Consider the following 20,104-nt stretch of genomic DNA (forward strand, 5'->3'; position numbering starts at 1 on the left):
TATATTTCTTAGCGAGATAGAGATTTTCATACTTAAAATTTAATGGACTGACTTATGATTAATACAACGGCTAAAATTATTTCAATATTAAGTACTAAAGAGAACTCTTATGGTCAATATGTTGAAAGAGAAAAAATTGATAATAATCAATTGAAAGATATGTATTCGATTTATGAACAATATTATGAAAACACTCAGTTTGAAATTTTTTTAAATGATTTTAAAAAGAAAAGCGGCGCAATTCTTATTTTTAATACAAAGACACATGAGATTGTTGGATTTTCTACAGTCGCGGTTCAACATTTTTATTTAAATGGTAAGCACTATACTGTTTTATTTAGCGGTGATACGGTTATTTTAAAAGAGTTTTGGGGAACTCGCACACTCCAAACAACGATGTTGAAATTAATCGTTAAACTCAGAATTCGTTATCCTTTTAATGAGTTTTATTGGTTACTTATATCCAAAGGTTATAAAACTTACTTACTGTTGGCTAATAATTATTATGTTTATTATCCAAATTTACAGGGTGAAAATGAGCATTTATCTACTGTCATAGAGCATTATTGTGAAAACTTTTTTGGTGAATATTATGATAAAGAAGTTGGATTATTGAATTTTGGTCATGATTATCAGCCTCTAAAAAATGAAGTTGCACCCATCACAGAAGAACTGAGAACAGCAAATCCTAAAATTAATTTTTTTGAAATGAAAAACCCGACTTGGACTGTGGGAACTGAGCTGCCTTGCATTGGTCGATTGGGATGGAAGGATTTGGTTCGCTTTCCAGCAAGACTTATTACAAAACCGACAAGTAAGGGAAAGCACGAAGCAATCTGTACAAATAATAAATTTAGAAAGAGTATCTCAAAATGAAATATACAGGATGGCTGACCAAGGGATCACATTTGATCATGAAGAACTCGTGTGATGCTTCAGAAAAAAGCTTTAAAAAAAATGCCAATGATTTAGAAGCTACTCAAGGTCAAATATTAAGTGCAATTTTAGAAACATCAACTCTTGCCAGAAAAGAAAATATTTCAAATTATGAAGAATTTATAGCGTTTTTTGCTCCTTCGCGTTATAGCGACTGGCGAGAGGAGATAACTCAATATCGTGAGCAGGAATCATCACTTTCGATCAGTAAGCTTATTCGTTTCCAGCCTACGAGTGGTTCGAGTGAACAGATTAAATTTATTCCTTATACCCAATTATTTTTAGATCAGCTTGATCATGCAATCGCTCCATGGTTGGCAAGCATGTATCGTAAATGTCCTGCATTAAAATATGGTACACACTATTGGTCAGTTTCATGGTTGCCTGAAAGCCAACGTCAAGTATTAAAAGATAAAAATCTTAATGATGACAGTGCCTTATTAAGTGTAGGAAAGCGTATTTTATCTAAATTTACCCAAGCTGTTCCAAGTAATGTCGCTTTTGCCTCAAATGCAGATGATGCTTTGTTTGCGACCTTATCTTATTTGGTTGCAAACCATAATTTGGCTTTGATTTCTGTATGGAGTCCAACATTTGCTTTGCAATTACTTGATCGTTTAGAAGCTTTGCAATATGAGATTGTTCAAGTACTTGAAAGTGGATCATGGGGAGAGCGTCAAGCATATCTAGCCCAAATGAAAGCTCCCTTTAGTCCCAAAAGTGCCAAACGTTTAATTGCTGCTACAGATGGTCACCAAATAGATTTTAAAAAATTGTGGCCAAAACTCAGTTTAATATCGAGTTGGGATACTGCTGGCTCAAAAGCTTGGGCTGAAAAACTACAACGGCGATTACCTTTTGTTCAATTTGAAGGTAAAGGGTTATGGGCAACAGAGGGTGTTGTGACCATACCTTATAACGGTCTGTATCCGTTGGCATACCAAAGCCATTTTTATGAATTCGAATATTTAGAAGGGGAACTGCAAGGAAAAATCATTCCGTCTTGGGAACTCAAAATTGGAGATGTAGTCAGTCCCATTATCAGCTCAGGTAATGGCTTGCTACGCTATTGTTTAGATGATTGCTTATTGGTTACAGGTTTCTTTGAACAAGTGCCTTGTTTTGAGTTTCAAGGTCGGCGTTTCGGTGTAGATTTAGTGGGTGAAAAGCTTGCTCCTGAAACAGCTCAACAGCTATTGTCTCATTTAAATAAAACTGATTCCAAAGCGATTTCATTGCTTGCCATAGATACACAGCAACACAGCAAACCATTTTATTGTGTGCTGTTTGAAGGCGAGATTCATCACTCAATTGATTATCAATATATTGACAGTATTTTGCGCCAAAACTTCCATTACGAATTAGCGCGTAATCTAGGTCAACTTGATCAACCGCAAATTCGCCAAGCACGGGATGGTTGGGCTGCATATAAAAAATTGGTGATGTCTGATGGCTTGATTGAAGGAAATATCAAACCTGAACCGCTAAAGAAAATCTCTTTGAATAGTCTGGAACGATTATGAATAGAGAAATAATGCAATTCAAAAAAAAGGTGTCTAAGTATCAATATTTGATTTGTTTATCAGCCCTATTTGCCACACATACAGCTGAGGCAATGAACTTAGATGATGCAATTTCAGCGAGTTTGAGTCATGAAAGTCAATTAGAGTTAAGTCGGTTAGGTGTCAATCAATCAACTGCAATACTTGATCAAGCAACACAACGAGATGGACTGAGGGTCAATCTCGTTGGGCAGTTGGATTATGAAAAAATACAAACCCCAACCAACGTAATGTTTCCAACTGAAGGGAATCGTCGAGGTCGTAGTTTGCAACTTCAGTTGGATTATCCAGTCTATACTTCTGGCCGCCATCGTCTAGGTATTGAAGTTGCTAAGAAGCAGCTTTCAGCTCGAACAGAAGCATTATCAGATCAACGATCTGAAACGATATTAAATACGGTGATGGTTTATACCGATGTGTTAAAGAAAAAAGCAATTTTAGATCTTAGAAAGAAAACTATGTCAAATTTACAGCGTTCACTGTATGAATCTCAGAGGCGATTTGATGTCGGCATGATTACACGAGCAGACTTAGCTCAGGTTTTAGCTCAAGTCGCTCAAGGACAAGCAGATATTACTCAAGCTCAATCTAATCTAACCATCAGTGAGGCACAATTCTATCAAATCACTGGTGTAAAACCTGATGATTTGGTCGTAATAAATCAACTGCCAAGTATTAGCAATAACGTGGACGAAATTCTTTTAAAAGCCAAAAATCATCCCGCGTTGATACAAGCGAAATACGAAAGGCAAGCAGCTGAAAAGCAATATGCTTTGACCAAAAGAGAATTGTGGCCAACAGTAATGCTCACCAGTAAGCTCGGTGCTCAGCATGAAGCAACCAATATCGGCTCTGAAAGTAATAATTATATGGTAGGTATTCAGTTAAATGTACCGCTCTATGATGATGGAGTTAATCGAGCAAACATCAATAAAGCACAAGTTGATATTGATATTGCGAATCAGAAAATTAAAACTTTGGAGCTAGATTTAAATCAACGTATTCGTACAACTTATGCACAACTCCAAACTATTCGCCAAAATAAAGATGCGCTGCAAAATGCAATTGATGCAGCTTCAATCGCATTTGTATATACCCGTAAAGAGTTTGAAATAGGTACGAAAACCACTTTCGATTTACTTAATACTGAGCAAAAACTATTAGATGTTCAGACGCAAAAGACCGTCAACCAACAGGATGAGGTCGTATTTGTCTATCAACTGCTAGATCAAATGGGAAGTTTGAATGATTTAGTATCTATATCACCTCATGCACAGGTCAAAATGCAATGAAAATGAATCTAGAGCAGAAGTCTCAAGATAATCTGATTACACGTGAGGCAACGCTTGAGGATGATGATGGCTTGAGAGCACTTGTCGCTATTCCAATGACAACGAGAGGGGTTCAAATCAGCTTTCAACGTGAGCCTAGTTATTTTAAAGCTTCTGATATCCTGTATAGGCACAAATTACATGTTGTGATTGAGGATAAAGAACACCAGAAAAAAGTCGCTTGTTATAGTAATGGGTACCGTCCGTGTTATATCAATCAGCAGATAAAGGACTTGCGATACGCTAGCGATTTACGTGTCGATCGAAACTATCGTGGAAAATCCTTAGTTAAAGTTTTAGCTGTTCACCTGAAAACAAATATGCACGACCCTAATTTTAGTCAAATGATCATTTTTGATGATAATCATGCAGCTCGTGCCGCTATGCAAACCTCTAAAACAGGTATGCCAGATTATTATGATGAAGGATTGATTGAAACATTGACGTTAACGCATTTAGCAAAGAAAAGAAAAATCAACGCATTTATAAATAGTATAGCACCAGAATATAACGATATTCGCCAAGTTCAGTCTTGTGTTGCTCAACAAGAACATATCCAATCAATGAATGATTTTATTACGGAAATGTCTGAGCACTATAATTTTATCCCTGCCTATAATTTTGAAGAACTAGCTCATGGGCATCGCTATTATTCAGGGATTAAACTTTCAGATTTCGTCTTGTATTTTCAAGATAAAAAGCTAATAGGTATGTTTGGTTTATGGAATCAACATAGTATTAAACAAACTAAAATTTTACATTACAGTCCCATAATAGCTGTATTAAGACCAATTTATAATTTAATAAATTCAATTACTAAGGGAATGCCACTCCCTAAACTTGGCGATTCATTTAAATATCACGTGTTACATAGCTTATTATGCCATCCAAACAATCTAACACTACACAATCTAATGTTGGGGGATGCGTACAAGCTTTCTAAACGACAAGGAATAGGTGTCGTGAGCTTTACGCTATCCCATAAAGATCCTCGTTATCAATTGAACCAGTTCTACAAAGGCGAACGCTTAACGGGAATGCATGGTTTTATAAGTTATGCGGGCGATCCTCGTTCAAATTTTGATGATAAATTAATTCCATATCTCGAGGTGGGGCGCATTTAAGAGAAGAATAGAACGAAAACACCTCTAATATTCTAAGGTTTAGTTTAGTATCGACAGAACAGATTGATTATTTTAATCAACGAATTGAGGTTGATTCAGTAATTTATCTATAAATTCAGTTGTTTTCTACAAGTTGTAAAATGAATGAAATTCATATTTTAATATTTAAATAAATCATTTCATTCATAGTAGATTGTTCTGTAGGCTAAACATATTCAAAGCATTTTAAAAAATTAAATCAGGGATGGGGAGTGGAATGAAAGGATTAGATTTTCCAATAATTGACCCACATATACACCAATGGGATCCTTACCATACACCGCATTCAGCAGCTTTATTGGTTAAAACATTGGGTAAATATCCTATTTTAATGGATAAAATCGTACGTTTTGTTAAACCTAAACCATTGCTTGATAGTTTAGGTGTGACTCAATATGCACTTAATCCATATTTACCAGAACACTATAAAGCTGACATCTTGCCATTTGATGTTGATTGTGTGGTGCATGTTGAAGCTAATTGGCATCATCAAAAAAGTTTTGGTGTGGTTGAAGAAACCCATTGGCTTAATCAACTTAATTTTAAGGCGCATAATTTAAATCTTGGCGCAATTGTGGCAACTGCCGATCCTAGAGAAAAAAAATTTAAAGATATATTAACAGCTCATCAAGATGCGAGTCCGTTATTTCGGGGGATTCGAAAAATGGCAGCTTGGCATGACGATCAAGGTGTTTATCGCTGGTGTGATAAACCACATTTATATCAATCAAAGAAGTTTTTAAATGGTTTTGAGCACTTGGCAAAAATGGAACTTTCATTTGATGCTTGGGCGTATTCAACCCAGTTAAATGAAATCAATGTTTTAGCAAAAAACTTCCCACAAACACCGATTATCGTTGATCATTTAGCGACGCCAGTAGGTTTGTTTGGTCCTGTGGGTAAGAGAACGGGACGAACGTCTACACAGCGAGCTGATATTTTTGAAAAATGGAAAAATGATTTAGAGGTCTTAGCTCAACTAAAAAATGTTCATGTAAAGATTTCTGGCTTGATGATGCCTGTGCTCGGACATACTTTTTATCAGCAGCAGCGCACGGCAAGCATTGCAGAAATAATCCATTTATTAACACCGATGATTCAACATGCGATAAATGTATTTGGTACTGACCGAATTATTTACGCCTCTAACTTTCCAATGGATAAACCCAATGTGTCTTTATCGGATTTAATTAGTGCATATATTAAAATAATTAATCCTTACGGTGATCACGCGCTGTATTCAATATTTAGACAAAATGCAGCGAATTTTTATAAATTAAATATAGAGTCATGAAATGAAAAATTTTAGTCATAAAGTCGCCGCAATCACTGGTGCAGGTTCAGGAATCGGTCAACAACTTGCGATCTTATTGGCACAGCAAGGTGCTCATTTGGCTTTAAGTGATGTCAATGAGCAAGGCTTAGCTGAAACAGTATCTTTAATAAAACAATACCCCGTGAATGTTACAACCACTCAATTAGATGTATCAGATCAAAAAGCGATAAAAGAATGGGCTGCAAATAGTTTTGAAGCACATGGCAAAATCAATTTAATTTTTAATAACGCAGGTGTGGCATTAGCGAGTACTGTTGAAGGTATGAGTTATGACGAAATGGAATGGATTTTTGATATTAACTTTTGGGGTGTGGTGTATGGAACCAAGGAGTTCTTACCTTATTTAAAGCAAAGTGGTGAAGGGCATATTATTAATATTTCAAGTCTTTTTGGTTTAACGGCTCAGCCAAGCCAAAGTGCTTATAATGCAACAAAATTTGCAGTTCGAGGTTTTACAGAATCACTGCGACAAGAGTTAAATATTCAAAATAATGGTGTTAGTGTGACCTGTGTTCATCCAGGGGGAATTCGTACCAATATTGCGAATAGTGCACGTATGAATGATAGCATCCGTTCTTTGGGTATGAATCCAGCCAAAGCCAGCCGAGCTTTTAATAAGGTGTTAAAAACCCCACCAGAAGTGGCTGCAAAGATTATTCTTGATGCAGTGAGGAAAAATAAAGCGCGTATTCTAATCGGTAACGATGCAAAAATTTTAGATATGATACAAAGAATTACGCCGACACATTATTCTAATGCACTTCAGTTTTTAACTAAGAAAAGTTCAAAAAAGCGTTAATTTGATGCAATTTAAATATGTTTATTTTTATTGCTAAGCACTTTTAAGCTTTCAATTGCTTATTAAAAGGCTAGAAAAACACACAAAAGTTATCAATTGCATAAAATACTTCTATAATAGCGCCCATCATTACTAGAGTTGGTTCAAGTTATTTTGACGAATTAACTCTAGCTACTTTTTTAAGTCAATTTCTTATCCGTGATTCGGCTTATATATCAATATTTTGAATTTTATATGTTTATCCTGACATGTAAGAAAATTAGGTACCAGCATGGAAATCAAGGTTAATTATCTCGACAACCTTCGACAAGAAGCCAAATTTGATGACTTTACAGTAATCGCTGATCAGCCAATTCGATATAAAGGCGACGGTTCTGCGCCAGGCCCTTTTGATTACTTTCTTGCTTCATCAGCACTTTGTGCGGCTTATTTTGTCAAAGTGTATTGTGCGGCTCGAGATATACCTACAGATAATATTCGTTTATCACAAAATAATATCGTTGACCCTGAAAACCGCTATAAACAGATTTTTAAAATTCAGGTTGAGTTACCAGCAGATATTTCTGAAAAAGATCGTCAAGGCATTTTACGTTCAATCGATCGTTGTACCGTGAAGAAAGTGATTCAAACGGGTCCTGAATTTATCATTGAAGAAGTCGAAAGTATTGATGCAGATGCTCAAGCACTGTTGATGCCAAGTTTGGCTTCAGAGAGCAGTACTTACATTGCAGGTAAAGATCTACCGTTAGAAGAAACCATTGCCAATATGTCTGGTATTTTGGCAAATCTAGGTATGAAGATTGAAATTGCCTCATGGCGCAATATTGTGCCGAATGTTTGGTCTTTACATATTCGTGATGCACAGTCACCAATGTGCTTCACCAATGGTAAAGGTTCAACCAAAGAAAGTGCTTTGGCATCAGCTCTAGGTGAGTTCATTGAACGATTAAACTGTAACTTTTTCTATAATGACCAGTTCTGGGGTGAAGAAATTGCCAATGCAGAGTTTGTACATTACCCAGATGAAAAGTGGTTCAAACCGGGTCATAATGGTGAATTGCCAAAAGAAATTTTGGATGATTACTGCCTCGAAATTTATAACCCAGATGATGAATTATTGGGTACGCATTTGTATGATACCAATTCAGGTAATACTGAACGCGGTATTTGTTCATTGCCATTTGTACGCCAATCTGACGATGAAATTGTATATTTCCCATCGAATTTGATTGAGAACTTATACCTCAGTAATGGAATGAGTGCAGGTAATACTTTGGCTGAAGCCCAAGTTCAATGTTTATCTGAGATTTTTGAGCGTGCTGTAAAACGTGAAATTTTAGAAGGGGAAATCGCTTTACCAGATGTACCACAAGAAGTATTAGCAAAATACCCAAGTATTGTGGCAGGTATCCAAGGCTTAGAAGAACAAGGTTTCCCTGTTTTAGTGAAAGATGCTTCTTTGGGTGGGGACTTTCCTGTCATGTGCGTGACACTGATGAACCCACGTACAGGCGGTGTATTTGCCTCATTCGGTGCGCATCCAAGTTTTGAAGTTGCTTTAGAACGTAGTCTGACTGAACTGTTACAAGGTCGTAGTTTTGAAGGTCTCAATGACTTACCACAACCAACCTTCCAAAGTGAAGCGGTGACTGAACCAAACAATTTTGTTGAACACTTTATTGACTCGAGCGGCTTAGTTTCATGGCGTTTCTTTAGCGCTAAATCAGACTATGACTTTGTCGAGTGGGATTTCACCAACAATGGTGAAAATTCAAATGAGGAAGAAGCTGCTGAGTTGTTTGACATTTTGCAAGAAATGGGCAAAGAAGTATATATGGCTGTTTATGAGCATTTAGGTGCAACTGCATGCCGTATCTTAGTTCCTGATTATTCAGAAATTTATCTGGTCGAGGATTTAATTTGGGATAATACCAATAAAGCATTGGCATTCCGTGAAGATATTTTAAATCTGCATCGCTTAGATCAAACTCAACTTGAAGCTTTAGCCGAGCGTTTAGAAGAGTGTGAGCTAGATGACTACACTGAAATCGCAACCTTGATTGGTATTGAGTTTGATGACAATACTGTGTGGGGACAGTTGACCATTCTGGAGCTTAAGCTGTTGATCTATATTGCGTTAGAACAGTTTGAAGAATCGAAAGAATTAGTTGAAACGTTCTTACAATACAACACCAATACCGTTGAACGTGGTCTGTTCTATCAGTGCATGAATGTCGTGCTAGAAGTTATTCTTGATGACGAGATGGAGTTGGAAGATTACGAAAAGAACTTCCGTCGCATGTTTGGTGATGAGCGTATGGATGCTGTCATCGGGTCTGTTGAAGGAACTGTTCGTTTTTACGGTTTAACACCAACGAGTATGAAACTAGAAGGGCTTGATCGTCATTTACGTCTGATCGATAGTTATAAAAAATTGCACAAAGCTCGCGCTAAAGCTGTAAGTTAATTCTATAAACTTTTTGATCTAAGAAAGGTGTATGTCTATCATGCACCTTTTTTCGTGCTTGAATCCAAAACTTTGAATTGCAGTTTTATAATCAAAAATAGATTCGTTTTTAAAAAATCAATTTGATCGAATTGACATATTTTTTGGTAATTTAGAGTCAAATTTAACAAGGTATTCTGCATTATATTCATAGTAACGCTAAATATAAAAGTGGGTCTTACTTTGAACTTATCTTTGATTAAAAATACTGAAACATTAGTAACAAAACCTGCAATCAAATCGTTGATTCATTCAATATTTCCACTAATTGACAGTTCTGCAACGCAAGATGGCAAAGCATTTCCTAAAGGCTATGCATTAAAACCTTATCATCAGGCTAAGCATATCGGTTGGACTCATTATGGAGTGATGATTCCTGAACTACCAGCACCTCATCAATTCTTTTCAATTATGTCTGTTATCGGCACACCAGGTGCATTGGCATTTGATACCGATCATGTATTCAAAGATTCGCCTCGAAATAATGCAACTGCGGTTATGGCTACAGCCGCTACTTATCCAGATCAATTCAACGGCTATTCAATTCCTAAAGAATGTCAGCTATATGAAGATGGATCGCATATCCAATTTGGTCAAAACATTACCATTAAAGGATACTATCCGCACTACCATGTGATTGCACGTACAATTGATTTCGAACTCAATATTAAAATTACCAATACAGATAAAGTGACATGGTTTATTAAAAGTCCAATTTACGATCATTTCAGTTTGCTTTCACAGTATGAAGGTGTCGTGAGCTATCGCGGAGATACCCAAAAAATCAATGGGCTTTGCACTTTTGAGTATGCGGCCTGTATCAGCCCTTATATGATTAGAGATAAAGCCATTCCTTCTGCTTTTAAAATTCCATTAGATTTTTTTACTTATCAAATTATCAACTTAGATGATAACACTCAGCTTTTACTGAATGACACTCGTCTAAAAGATGTGAAAATTGTCAGCAAAGCATTTATACGTGGTTTAGATCAATATAACCAAAGTTTTGAAGCAGAATTTGAAGTATTAAGTTACCAGAACAAATCTGCAATTTCTCCTGATGGCGTAGAGATGAATCTACCTGCAACCTTTAGATGGGTCATTAAAGATCAAAACAAAATCCTAGCGATTATCAATGGTCAGGTAGATACCCCTATGATTTATGGTCTGGGTAGTGGTTATGTCGGTGCTTATCAATATAAAGGTGAATATCAAAATACTTTGATTGAAGGTCGTGGTTATATTGAGTACATAGATCGTCGAAAATAACTTTAGGATAATGACATGAATGTGAATAACAAAACGATCATCATCACAGGTGCTTCTAGTGGCATAGGCGAACAAGCTGCGATTCAGCTTGCAGATCTAGGTGCTAAAGTCTGTTTAATTGCACGACGCAAAGAAGAATTGGAACGGGTCAAAAACACAATTGAACAGAGTGGCAGTCAGGCTTGGATTTATCCAGTCGACATCACAGTTGATGAAGATGCAAGGGGTTGTATTGAAACGATCTTAACCGAACATCAAAAAATTGATGTTTTGATTAACAATGGGGCACGCTCGATTCGTCGCCCAATCACTCAGTCACTTGATCGCTTGCATGATTATGAACGCACGATGCAAATTAATTATTTTGCTGCTGTTCGTTTGACGTTGGCATTGATGCCACACTTTCTTGCCAATCAAGCAGGGCATATCGTTAATGTCTCAACCATGTCAACTCAAGTTCCAATTCCACTATTTTCAGCCTACTTAGCCAGTAAATCTGCACTTGAATCCTTTTCTCGCTCATTAAAAATGGAATTGGGAGATCAAGGTATAGATGTGACTGTGGTTTATTTCCCGATGGTTAGAACACCGATGTCATCAAAAACTGCAATCTATAAACACATGCGAATGTTGAATACTGAGAAAGCAGCGGGTTGGTTGGTGAAAGCTGTTCAGAAAAAACCTTATCGCGTTACAAGTTCAAGTGGTGCGATTGCAAATGCTTTATTAAATACAGCACCGAGCGCATTCATGAATCTGACACGACCATTGTTTCGTCTGATGGATCGTCAACTCGAAAAGAAATTATAAAATAAGGAACGTTCTTCGTTCCTTGTCTAGAATTTTAATCTGAAAAGAATAGATTTAAGTTTGAATGATATATTTTGCTTAATTAAATATTTGAAATGTTAAGTACATGTAAAAACTATTAAAATTATTACTTTATAAAAATAAGTATATTTTTAAGCACAGTTTCAAGTCATCTGGACATCTAAGCTTAGTTAAGTAGATTAATTAATAATTATCTATAGGTGGGATTTTTCTCATTTCCCTACTTAATCATGCGAAAAATAAGAATGATTATGCTGTTAGGCAAGAGTAGCCATATAAGATATTTAATTTAAAAAGCGGCGAACTTTGAAGAAACAATAGCTTAGATAGAGTTAATAAATGATAATAGTTATCATTATTATTGTCATTTGTATTGTTTTTGTGTATTATTCACGAAATTTTTAATAATGAATTAAGGTTCTTACGTGTTAGAACAAAATATCTCTCTCAAATCATCTCAATTTATTAGAACAACACTCTGCACTTCTGTTTTATTGGTGTTGTCATCTCCACATGTATTTGCGCAGGACAGTACAGATAAAGTTTCGACACTGCCGACCATTGCAGTTACAGCAAGCAAGGTAGATGTTGCCTATAAATCGGGCAATATGGATATCCCTCGTAGCGAAGACGATGTCCAAGCCTATACCATGATCGAGCGGGAAGAGATTGAACGTTCAGGCACCACCACAGTCACCGAATTATTGTCTAAAGTATTGCCAATGGCGACCTCAACCAATAATTCCAGCTATTTCTCTGGGACGTCGAGTCAAATTAATTTACGTGGACTTGGTGCCAGTCAAACTTTGGTATTGATTAATGGCCGCCGTAGTGCGGGAACAGGCAGTCGTGGTACTTCTGAATCTACTGATCAGCCCAATTTAAATAATATTCCATTGGCTGCAATTGAACGCATTGAAGTATTACCGACATCCGCCGCTGCGATTTATGGCAGTGGGGCGATTGGTGGTGTGATCAATGTGATTTTGCGTAAAGACTATGTTGGCACCGAAGTGAATCTGCGCCATAGCGATACTGTGGATAATCAACAACCCGCCAAATCTTTTAATTTAGTTTCAGGGTTTTCTTTGGAAGAGGACCGTACCCATGTGATGCTGACGGCTTCCAAAAAAGATCAAGATAGCTTGTTGGCCAGTGAGCGTGACTGGAAAAATAAATCTCGCCAAAATATTTTAAAAAATAATCCGAATAGTCTTATTGGAGACAAGGTCAATCCACCCGCTGGTAATTTAACGAATATTCGCAGTAAAGATGGTTCTGAATTATTACCTGGATGGGGATCATCTATGGCGCATCTTCCAAAAGGTTGGAATGGTGATCTGAGCAAACTAGGTCAAGGCTATGCTTTAGGTTTGTCGGATGGGGTTAGTGGTTGGTCTGGTAAAGAGGGTTTGCTTTACGATACCAAGACGGAAGCACTTGGTCTGTCTTTAAATCGTGATTTCAGTGATCGTCTGAATGTTTTTCTTGAGGCAGGTTATGAAAAAGAAGAGGGTTGGTCATTCAATACTTCTCCACATGGCTATGGGGTGGTGACGGTTAGCAAAGATAGTCCGTATAATCCATTTGGCAAGGATATTTTAGTCAACTATCCTTTGAGCTTGAATAGCCTAGGAGCCTATGCCAAAGACACATTTGAAACCACACAAAAGAAAGTAGCAACAGGCTTTACCTTTGACCTTACACCAGAATGGATACTCTCAGCAGATTATGCGTGGAGTAAATCAGATATTCGTCAACGTTATACGCGTAAAGGCAGCAATAATCCAAAAGCTAGTGCATGGAACAAAGATACCGCCAATAATGCAATTGATTTTCTGCAAGATTTCACCACTACACCAACGGATCTAATTTCAAAATACTGGAACTATCCAAAAAATAATACACAGCAGACTTTAAATGATTTCTCGATTCGTGCCACAGGTCCGATTGCAAAATGGTATGCAGGTGATATTCGATTGGCAACGGGGATTGAGCATCGCCGTTATGAAAGTGAAGGCTTTGCGGATCATCAACATGTTGACAATCCTTGGGTAAAACCTGCCGAACGTAAGAGCAATGCATCTAGTGTTTACACGGAATTTAATATTCCCCTGATTTCCCCTGAGCTGAATTTGCCTTTCGCTAAATTACTGGATGTGCAACTGGCTGCACGTTATGAGGATTTCAATGTGCAAGCCAAGATACCGCAATATGACAGTAAAATTGATCCTGCTACGGGCTATCGTTCCAAGTTCTTAAATTATAGTGACTCTGGTAAATCAAAATTTGATGCGATCACGCCAACAGTAGGTTTCCGCTTCGCACCGAATGACCAATTGATGTTCCGCGCGTCCTATAGTGAAGGCTTTGTTACACCATCAGTCTCTCAGATTTCTCAAGCGACTTCGACTCAAGTGACGGGCGCGACATTAACCGATCCTACAACAGGAAAAATCATTAGTACGTATGAAAGCATTTCTGGTGGTAATCCTGATTTAACCCCAGAAAGCTCAAAAAGTATTAATGCTGGGATTGTGTTAACCCCAGAGGCGATTCCAGATTTACGCTTATCGATTGATTATTACAACATCAAAAAAACCAATAATATCAGTTCGATCAGTGCGCAATATATTTTAGACAATCAAAGTAAATATGGTAGCCGCATTCAACGTAATCAAGCTGGCGATGTGGTTTCAATTGATATCACGCCATTCAACGCTTTAAACCTTAAAACCAGTGGGATCGATACCAATTTAAATTATCGTTTTGATAGTGTGATTGGAGAAACCACCTTTAATTTGGGCTATACCCATGTTAATGAATATCGCCAACAACATAATTTGATTGACCCAGAGAAAAATTTTGTCAGTGTGGTGGGTGGTGCGGTATCCGATGCACCGCTAAAACATCGCGCCAATGCCTCTATTTATCTACAAGCCAATGACAATTGGGGCTTTGGTTGGGCAAGCCAATATTATGGTTCTTATGACATGGTTAATGCGACTGCGATTTTGAATCAAACGGGTCGTGCCGATCAAAAATTGAAAATCGAAGATCAAATCTACCATGACATTTTTGCCAAAGTGAAATTGCCGAGCAGTAAGTTGCTAAAGCACAGCGCTAGCGAATTGAGTTTCGGGGTTCAAAATCTATTTAACGATTACACGGTCGACATGTCTGGAACGCAGTCTTACCTCAGTAAATACAGTGATGTCCGTGGTCGCCAATATTATCTAAACCTTAAGTTTTCTTTCTAATCTTCCTGAAATGCTGGTGGCGATTATTTTGCATCATCGTCACCAGACTAGGTATCTTTTATGAATATTGAAGCGCCTGTGCCCTTGGCCTCCGCCAAGAGGATCACAAAAAAGAAGGTGGAACAATCATCATTGATTCAATATCGATTGATGATTTTTTCACGTTTTGTTTTGGCCATTTTTGGTGGTTATTACTTTGCTGCGATTGCTGCAATGTTGATGGGTTTCCTGTTTTCAGCTGAACCTTCCAAAGCCAATGCCGTATTTGGAGCAACCATGTTGGCTTTTGTGATCCATTGTGCCGTGTTCATTTGGGTGTTTTTGGTCAACTCGACCTTGAAAGTCTGGTTAGGCGTTATTGTTCCCAGTGCTTTGATGACGTTGATCTATTGGTTTTTAAAAGGGTAAAGTCATGCGTGTTGATGGTAAAAATGAAGGCCCTCGCCAATCCATGTCATGGTTACATACATGGACAAGCCTGCTCTTGGGATGGCTGCTATACGCCGTTTTTCTGACGGGCACGCTCAGTTTTTTCCAAAATGAAATTACGGTGTGGATGAAACCTGAATTGCATCAGTCTGTGAATAATACTTCACAGCAGCAACAATTGGGTTATGCACTACAGTATTTGCAGCAAAACGGGCAGCCTGCCGAAAGTTGGAATATCCGTTTTGCCAATGAACGCCAACCTGCCATTATGCTGAATATCCGTAAGCCGGGTGAAGGCCGCCGTCGGGGTGGTGAAATCTATTTAGATGCACAAACGGGACAAGAGATTAAAGCGCGAGAAACTCGGGGTGGCGGTTTCTTATATCGCTTTCATTTTGAACTCTATGGTATGCCACGTATTTGGGGGCGTTGGATTGTTGGTATCGCAACCTTATTCATGTTTGTCGCGATTATCAGCGGTATTATCACCCATAAAAAGATTTTCAAGGATTTCTTTACCTTCCGTCCAGCCAAAGGTCAGCGTTCTTGGCTCGATGCTCATAATGCAACAGCCGTGTTTGCCTTACCTTTTCATATCATGATCACCTTTAGTGGTTTGCTTTTGTTAATGTTTATGTTTATGCCTTGGGCGATGAACAGCCATTATGGAAACGGTCAGAATTTCTACCAAATGCTGAATGAACCTGTTGCTAAAACACCTGAGCAAGCACGGTTATTGGCAGAGCAAAAACAAAAACAAGCAGCAGAGGAAGGGCGTGGCAATCGAGGGGGCGGCCGTCGTGGTGAGACCGAACAAGCAGCACCTGTACTTGCAGCAGCACCGATGGTGAATTTAGTCGCATTGAGTCATTACGTTCAACAAGGCTGGGGCGATAATCCAATTTCCTCTATTCGAGTGAATAAACCGAATACCGTTGAAGCTGATGTTCAATTCAATGCAACACGCACGACGACATTACTTGATCGTGAGAGCATTCCTTCAATGAAGTTTAATGCGGTGACAGGACAACTGATCGATGAAGCCAAACCTGTTAACTCGGCATCAAAAGCCATTTATACCCTAGTGACATGGTTACATATGGCACATGGTGTAGATTCAGTCCTACGTTGGTTGCTATTTTTATCGGGCATATTAGGCACCATGATGGTGGCTTCTGGTCTGATCTTGTGGGTGGTCAAACGGATTCCAGATGTACAGAAATTGGGTTATAAGCCTTTTGGTCATCGTCTGGTTGAAGTTCTGAATATTACCGCAATCACAGGTCTACCGATTGCCTGCGCAGCTTATTTTATTGCCAATCGTTTTATCCCCGCTCAATTGGCCGAGCGTTCTCCGTTAGAGATTAATGTGTTCTTTATCGCATGGCTTGTGTGTTTAATTCATGCGGCTATTCGGGCGCATCGTCCCGCATGGTTGGAGCAACTGGCTTTAGCCGCTGTACTGTTTCTGTTTATGCCAATTCTAAACTTCTTAACAGGTGGGCAGGCGTTGTGGATGAGTATCTATCATGGACAATGGATGATCGCCAGTTTTGATCTGGTGTGCATTATTTTGGGTCTGATTTTTATCTATTCTTATTACAAGTTAAAGCGTTACCAAGGCTTAGCGATGAAGCAGAAAAAACAGCCTAAAGTTCAAGCTGGACAGGAGCAAGCATAATGGCAGCATTGATGTTGTGGTGTGTTGCTGTGGTGGCGTTATCAGCACTTGCCTGTGGGATGAGTAAGCATCAGCGCGATATTTTTAGTGCTCAGATTTCAGCGCAAAATAGTCGATGGTTTGAAATTGCAGGTTGGGCAATGTTACTTCTCTCTGCGCTGGTCATGATTTATATTAAAGGGGCTTCGGTCGGTTTATCTGAGTGGTTGGGTTGTATCACCTTTGCCGCTTTGGCAGTCGGGTTATTATTAACTTATCAGCCAAAAAAACTATTACAGGCCAATGTGATTGTGACTGTTTTATTCGGACTGTTGTTGATCGTGAGTTTGATTTAAGACTTGGCCGCATCATGGTTAAATAAAAAGAGGAAACCAAAGTTTCCTCTTTTTAATGGAAGATAAGACTAGTTGGTTTTACCAGTCATATTTCAAACCCACGCGGAAATTGGTTGGCGCACCATAATAGCTATTGGTGGTCGCCAAGTGGTATTTTTCATTAAATAGATTATTTAAATTGAAATTCACTAACAGGTTTTCATTGATTTTATAACGTGCCATTAAGTCGACTAAAGCATAGCTGTCTTGTGTGAAGCGAGCGCCATTTGGTCCACCATCTTGATAAATTTCACTTTGCCAACGAAGGCCACCGCCAATTGTTAGTGCTTCATCGAGATATGGTAGGGTATAAGTGGTAAATAGTTTGGCTGTATTATTCGGGATGCTGGTATTTAAGCTTTTGCCCTTGTTGTCTTGAGAGAGATTACGTGAAAAGCTTGCAGAAACTTGCCATAGATCTGTCAGTTTTCCTGTACTTTCGATTTCAAAACCACGACTTTTTGTTCCAGATTCGGTACGGTAAGCTTGAACTTCACTGCCACTTGGACCAATAATTTTTACTTTATTACTGTTTGCATCAATGACTTCTACTGCTTTATTGTCTTCTTGGGTTTGATAAATCGCAGCACCAATATTTAACTGATTGTCAAAGAAAGCGCCTTTAATTCCAAGTTCTGTACTATTCCCGATTAAAGGCTCTAAATAATTTGCATGAATATCTAGTTTATCTTGTGGAGAGAAAATGGTGGTATAGCTAGCATAGCCTGTCCATTGATCTGTTATGTCGTAAGTAATACCGAAGTATGGAATAACTTCGCCATTTTCTTGTTGTTTTTTATATGATGTGACTTCATCTGAGGTATTAAAGTTGCGCGTAACGCGTTCCCAGTTCTCGACGCGAGTACCCAAAATCACAGCCAGTGGATCAGTAAGTTTTAGACGTACTGCACCAAATACAGATTGGCTCTGATCATCACCACTATAAGTGCCATCAATCATGGTTGGTGGACGAGTCGGATTATGCCCATCCCATGCAAAGATGTTATCTAGCTCCCCATCCCAAGTATAGTTATTATTCCAACTTGAATAGGTTGGACGTTTATTTTTACTTTTAGCGTAGGTTGTACCTAAAACGACTTCATGTGTTTGGCTTAATAGGTCAAAAGAACCATTCAAGGTTAAGTTAAATAGATCTTGGGTTGGTTTGTAATCCCAGCGGGTGGCATAGATCATAGCGCCTGCCCCAGTTTGTTTATCAATCCCATTCGAGTAGATATAACCGACGACTTCGTCCGATGCTGTAATTGTTCTTGAGGCAGTACCTTTGAGTTTCCAGCGGTCGTTAAATTGGTGCTCTACATCTGCAAAATATGCGGTCGTGGTACGATCTGAATAGGTCCAGTCAGCAGCATTTGAGTCAGAACGCGACCAATTGATTAGACTGCCATCTGTGTAAAATGAAGGTAAACCACCACGGGCAATACCTGAAATATCCATTTTTTGATAGCTAAGGCCCAAACTCGCTTTGGTTTTTTCTGTGAGGTCTGCCTCAACAACACCATAGGCAATTTTCCGCTCTTCACTATAACGATCGATATAGGAGTCGCCTGTTTGATAGGCTAAAACGGTACGACCACGAACACTACCTGAGGCATTTAATGGGCTGGAAACATCAATATCAGTACGATAAGTATCCCATGAACCTGCACTTGCGCTCACAGAGGCTTTAAAATCCTGCAACGGTTTCTTACGGACCATATTGATACTGGCACTGGCAGAACCGGCACCTGTCATTAAGCCATTGGCACCGCGTACAACTTCAACTCGGTCAAATAAAGCAGTATCCTGACTTTGAAAAATAGCAGTATATGAACTCATCAGCTTTACGCCATCGAGCAAATAGTTATCAACTGTTTGGCCGCGGGCATAAACAGGGGAGTTATCACTGCCGATGTTGCCCGTTTGGTTAATGGTTAAACCTGCGGCTTGTGAAATGACATCAGTCAGTTGCGTTAGGTTTTGGTCTTTCATTTGCTGATTGGTAATCACGCTAACCAATTGTGGTGTTTCTTTGAGTGAAAGAGCCAGCCCTGTCGATGCTGTTGTTGCCTTGGCAGTATATGACCCAGAACCTTCTGTAGTGAGGTTTTTGCCTTTATCTGCACTCAGATGAATCGTCGCTAATTGTGCTACGCCAGTTTCGCTACTTTGATTTGCTCCAGCCGTTGCATTTGCTTTGGTATGAATCGCTTCTAACTTAACGACTTTAGGTTCAATCGCTGCTACAGTTGCTTTGGCTTGAATGCTATATCCCGCATTGGCAACTTTAACTGCTTCAAATGCATGTGGTTTGAGCAAAACGTCTAAAGCAGTTTCTACTGAATAATTTCCTTTGAGTGAAGCGCTTTTTATTTTAGAGAGTGTGCTCGAATCATAGCTGATGGTGGTGCCTGTTTGAATCGCTAGCTGTTTAAGTGCTTGATCGAGTGTGGTTGAGCTAATCGAAATCTGATAAACATTTGCAGCATAGACAGACGTTGTTGCGATGCTGACAACGCTGAGTGGCATGCCCCATAAGATTGCGCGTACAGCCAACGCCAAGGTACTTTTCGCCTGATAATCCTTCATGTGGTCTTCTCGAGTGGGAGTGTATTTCTCTATAAGTC

The 20,104-nt window shown here is 38.6% G+C and carries 14 protein-coding genes; 13 read left to right on the forward strand and 1 reads right to left on the reverse strand.

What is annotated here, in order from left to right; all coding sequences use genetic code 11:
- Positions 1–54: 54 nt before the first annotated feature.
- The 13 genes from NGC85_RS08105 to NGC85_RS08165 all read left to right on the forward strand — a co-directional run bounded on the left by NGC85_RS08105 (position 55) and on the right by NGC85_RS08165 (position 17,438).
- The gene (locus tag NGC85_RS08105) at positions 55–876 is read left to right on the forward strand and encodes a hypothetical protein (protein ID WP_254805489.1); all 822 of its coding nucleotides are present in this window, start codon (positions 55–57) and stop codon (positions 874–876) included.
- The gene (locus NGC85_RS08110) at positions 873–2,459 is read left to right on the forward strand and encodes a GH3 auxin-responsive promoter family protein (RefSeq protein ID WP_254805490.1); all 1,587 of its coding nucleotides are present in this window, start codon (positions 873–875) and stop codon (positions 2,457–2,459) included. Before NGC85_RS08105 ends, NGC85_RS08110 begins: the two co-directional genes overlap by 4 nt.
- Positions 2,456–3,790: a TolC family protein gene (locus NGC85_RS08115; protein ID WP_254805491.1), complete on the forward strand. Its 1,335-nt coding sequence runs from the start codon at positions 2,456–2,458 to the stop codon at positions 3,788–3,790. The genes NGC85_RS08110 and NGC85_RS08115 overlap by 4 nt, the downstream gene beginning before the upstream one ends.
- On the forward strand, positions 3,787–4,953 hold the full coding sequence (locus NGC85_RS08120; protein ID WP_254805492.1) for a hypothetical protein: 1,167 nt from the start codon (positions 3,787–3,789) through the stop codon (positions 4,951–4,953). Before NGC85_RS08115 ends, NGC85_RS08120 begins: the two co-directional genes overlap by 4 nt.
- Before the next feature lie 256 nt (positions 4,954–5,209).
- The gene (locus tag NGC85_RS08125; protein ID WP_254805493.1) at positions 5,210–6,286 is read left to right on the forward strand and encodes an amidohydrolase; all 1,077 of its coding nucleotides are present in this window, start codon (positions 5,210–5,212) and stop codon (positions 6,284–6,286) included.
- 1 nt (position 6,287) lies between these two features.
- Positions 6,288–7,127, forward strand: a complete 840-nt coding sequence (locus tag NGC85_RS08130) for an SDR family oxidoreductase (protein ID WP_254805494.1) — start codon at positions 6,288–6,290, stop codon at positions 7,125–7,127.
- A gap of 271 nt (positions 7,128–7,398) precedes the next feature.
- Positions 7,399–9,594, forward strand: coding sequence for an OsmC domain/YcaO domain-containing protein (locus NGC85_RS08135; RefSeq protein WP_254805495.1), 2,196 nt, complete (start codon positions 7,399–7,401; stop codon positions 9,592–9,594).
- Between the two features lie 222 nt (positions 9,595–9,816).
- On the forward strand, positions 9,817–10,902 hold the full coding sequence (locus NGC85_RS08140) for a DUF6670 family protein (protein WP_254805496.1): 1,086 nt from the start codon (positions 9,817–9,819) through the stop codon (positions 10,900–10,902).
- Positions 10,903–10,917: 15 nt separating this feature from the next.
- Positions 10,918–11,712 carry an SDR family NAD(P)-dependent oxidoreductase gene (locus NGC85_RS08145; protein ID WP_254805497.1) on the forward strand — a complete coding sequence of 265 codons (795 nt, stop codon included), beginning with the start codon at positions 10,918–10,920 and terminating at the stop codon, positions 11,710–11,712.
- A 446-nt stretch (positions 11,713–12,158) separates the two neighbouring features.
- Positions 12,159–14,993, forward strand: a complete 2,835-nt coding sequence (locus NGC85_RS08150) for a TonB-dependent receptor (protein ID WP_254805498.1) — start codon at positions 12,159–12,161, stop codon at positions 14,991–14,993.
- 60 nt (positions 14,994–15,053) lie between these two features.
- Positions 15,054–15,401, forward strand: coding sequence for a DUF3649 domain-containing protein (locus NGC85_RS08155; protein ID WP_254805499.1), 348 nt, complete (start codon positions 15,054–15,056; stop codon positions 15,399–15,401).
- A gap of 4 nt (positions 15,402–15,405) precedes the next feature.
- Entirely contained in the window at positions 15,406–17,103 is a 1,698-nt protein-coding gene (locus NGC85_RS08160; RefSeq protein WP_254805500.1) for a PepSY domain-containing protein, read from the forward strand.
- Positions 17,103–17,438, forward strand: a complete 336-nt coding sequence (locus NGC85_RS08165; RefSeq protein WP_254805501.1) for a DUF3325 domain-containing protein — start codon at positions 17,103–17,105, stop codon at positions 17,436–17,438. Before NGC85_RS08160 ends, NGC85_RS08165 begins: the two co-directional genes overlap by 1 nt.
- A 78-nt stretch (positions 17,439–17,516) precedes the next feature.
- Here NGC85_RS08165 and NGC85_RS08170 read toward each other — a convergent pair whose 3' ends face one another.
- Entirely contained in the window at positions 17,517–20,066 is a 2,550-nt protein-coding gene (locus tag NGC85_RS08170) for a TonB-dependent receptor (protein WP_254805502.1), read from the reverse strand.
- Positions 20,067–20,104: the final 38 nt, after the last annotated feature.

The sequence above is a fragment of the Acinetobacter sp. Z1 genome (assembly GCF_024296945.1).
Lineage (GTDB): Bacteria > Pseudomonadota > Gammaproteobacteria > Pseudomonadales > Moraxellaceae > Acinetobacter > Acinetobacter beijerinckii.

Coding starts and splice junctions, on each gene's coding strand:
- NGC85_RS08105 (WP_254805489.1), top strand. CDS start 55: ATGATTAATACAACGGCTAAAATTATTTCAATATTAAGTACTAAAGAG.
- NGC85_RS08110 (WP_254805490.1), top strand. CDS start 873: ATGAAATATACAGGATGGCTGACCAAGGGATCACATTTGATCATGAAG.
- NGC85_RS08115 (WP_254805491.1), top strand. CDS start 2,456: ATGAATAGAGAAATAATGCAATTCAAAAAAAAGGTGTCTAAGTATCAA.
- NGC85_RS08120 (WP_254805492.1), top strand. CDS start 3,787: ATGAAAATGAATCTAGAGCAGAAGTCTCAAGATAATCTGATTACACGT.
- NGC85_RS08125 (WP_254805493.1), top strand. CDS start 5,210: ATGAAAGGATTAGATTTTCCAATAATTGACCCACATATACACCAATGG.
- NGC85_RS08130 (WP_254805494.1), top strand. CDS start 6,288: ATGAAAAATTTTAGTCATAAAGTCGCCGCAATCACTGGTGCAGGTTCA.
- NGC85_RS08135 (WP_254805495.1), top strand. CDS start 7,399: ATGGAAATCAAGGTTAATTATCTCGACAACCTTCGACAAGAAGCCAAA.
- NGC85_RS08145 (WP_254805497.1), top strand. CDS start 10,918: ATGAATGTGAATAACAAAACGATCATCATCACAGGTGCTTCTAGTGGC.
- NGC85_RS08155 (WP_254805499.1), top strand. CDS start 15,054: ATGAATATTGAAGCGCCTGTGCCCTTGGCCTCCGCCAAGAGGATCACA.
- NGC85_RS08160 (WP_254805500.1), top strand. CDS start 15,406: ATGCGTGTTGATGGTAAAAATGAAGGCCCTCGCCAATCCATGTCATGG.
- NGC85_RS08165 (WP_254805501.1), top strand. CDS start 17,103: ATGGCAGCATTGATGTTGTGGTGTGTTGCTGTGGTGGCGTTATCAGCA.
- NGC85_RS08170 (WP_254805502.1), bottom strand. CDS start 20,066: ATGAAGGATTATCAGGCGAAAAGTACCTTGGCGTTGGCTGTACGCGCA.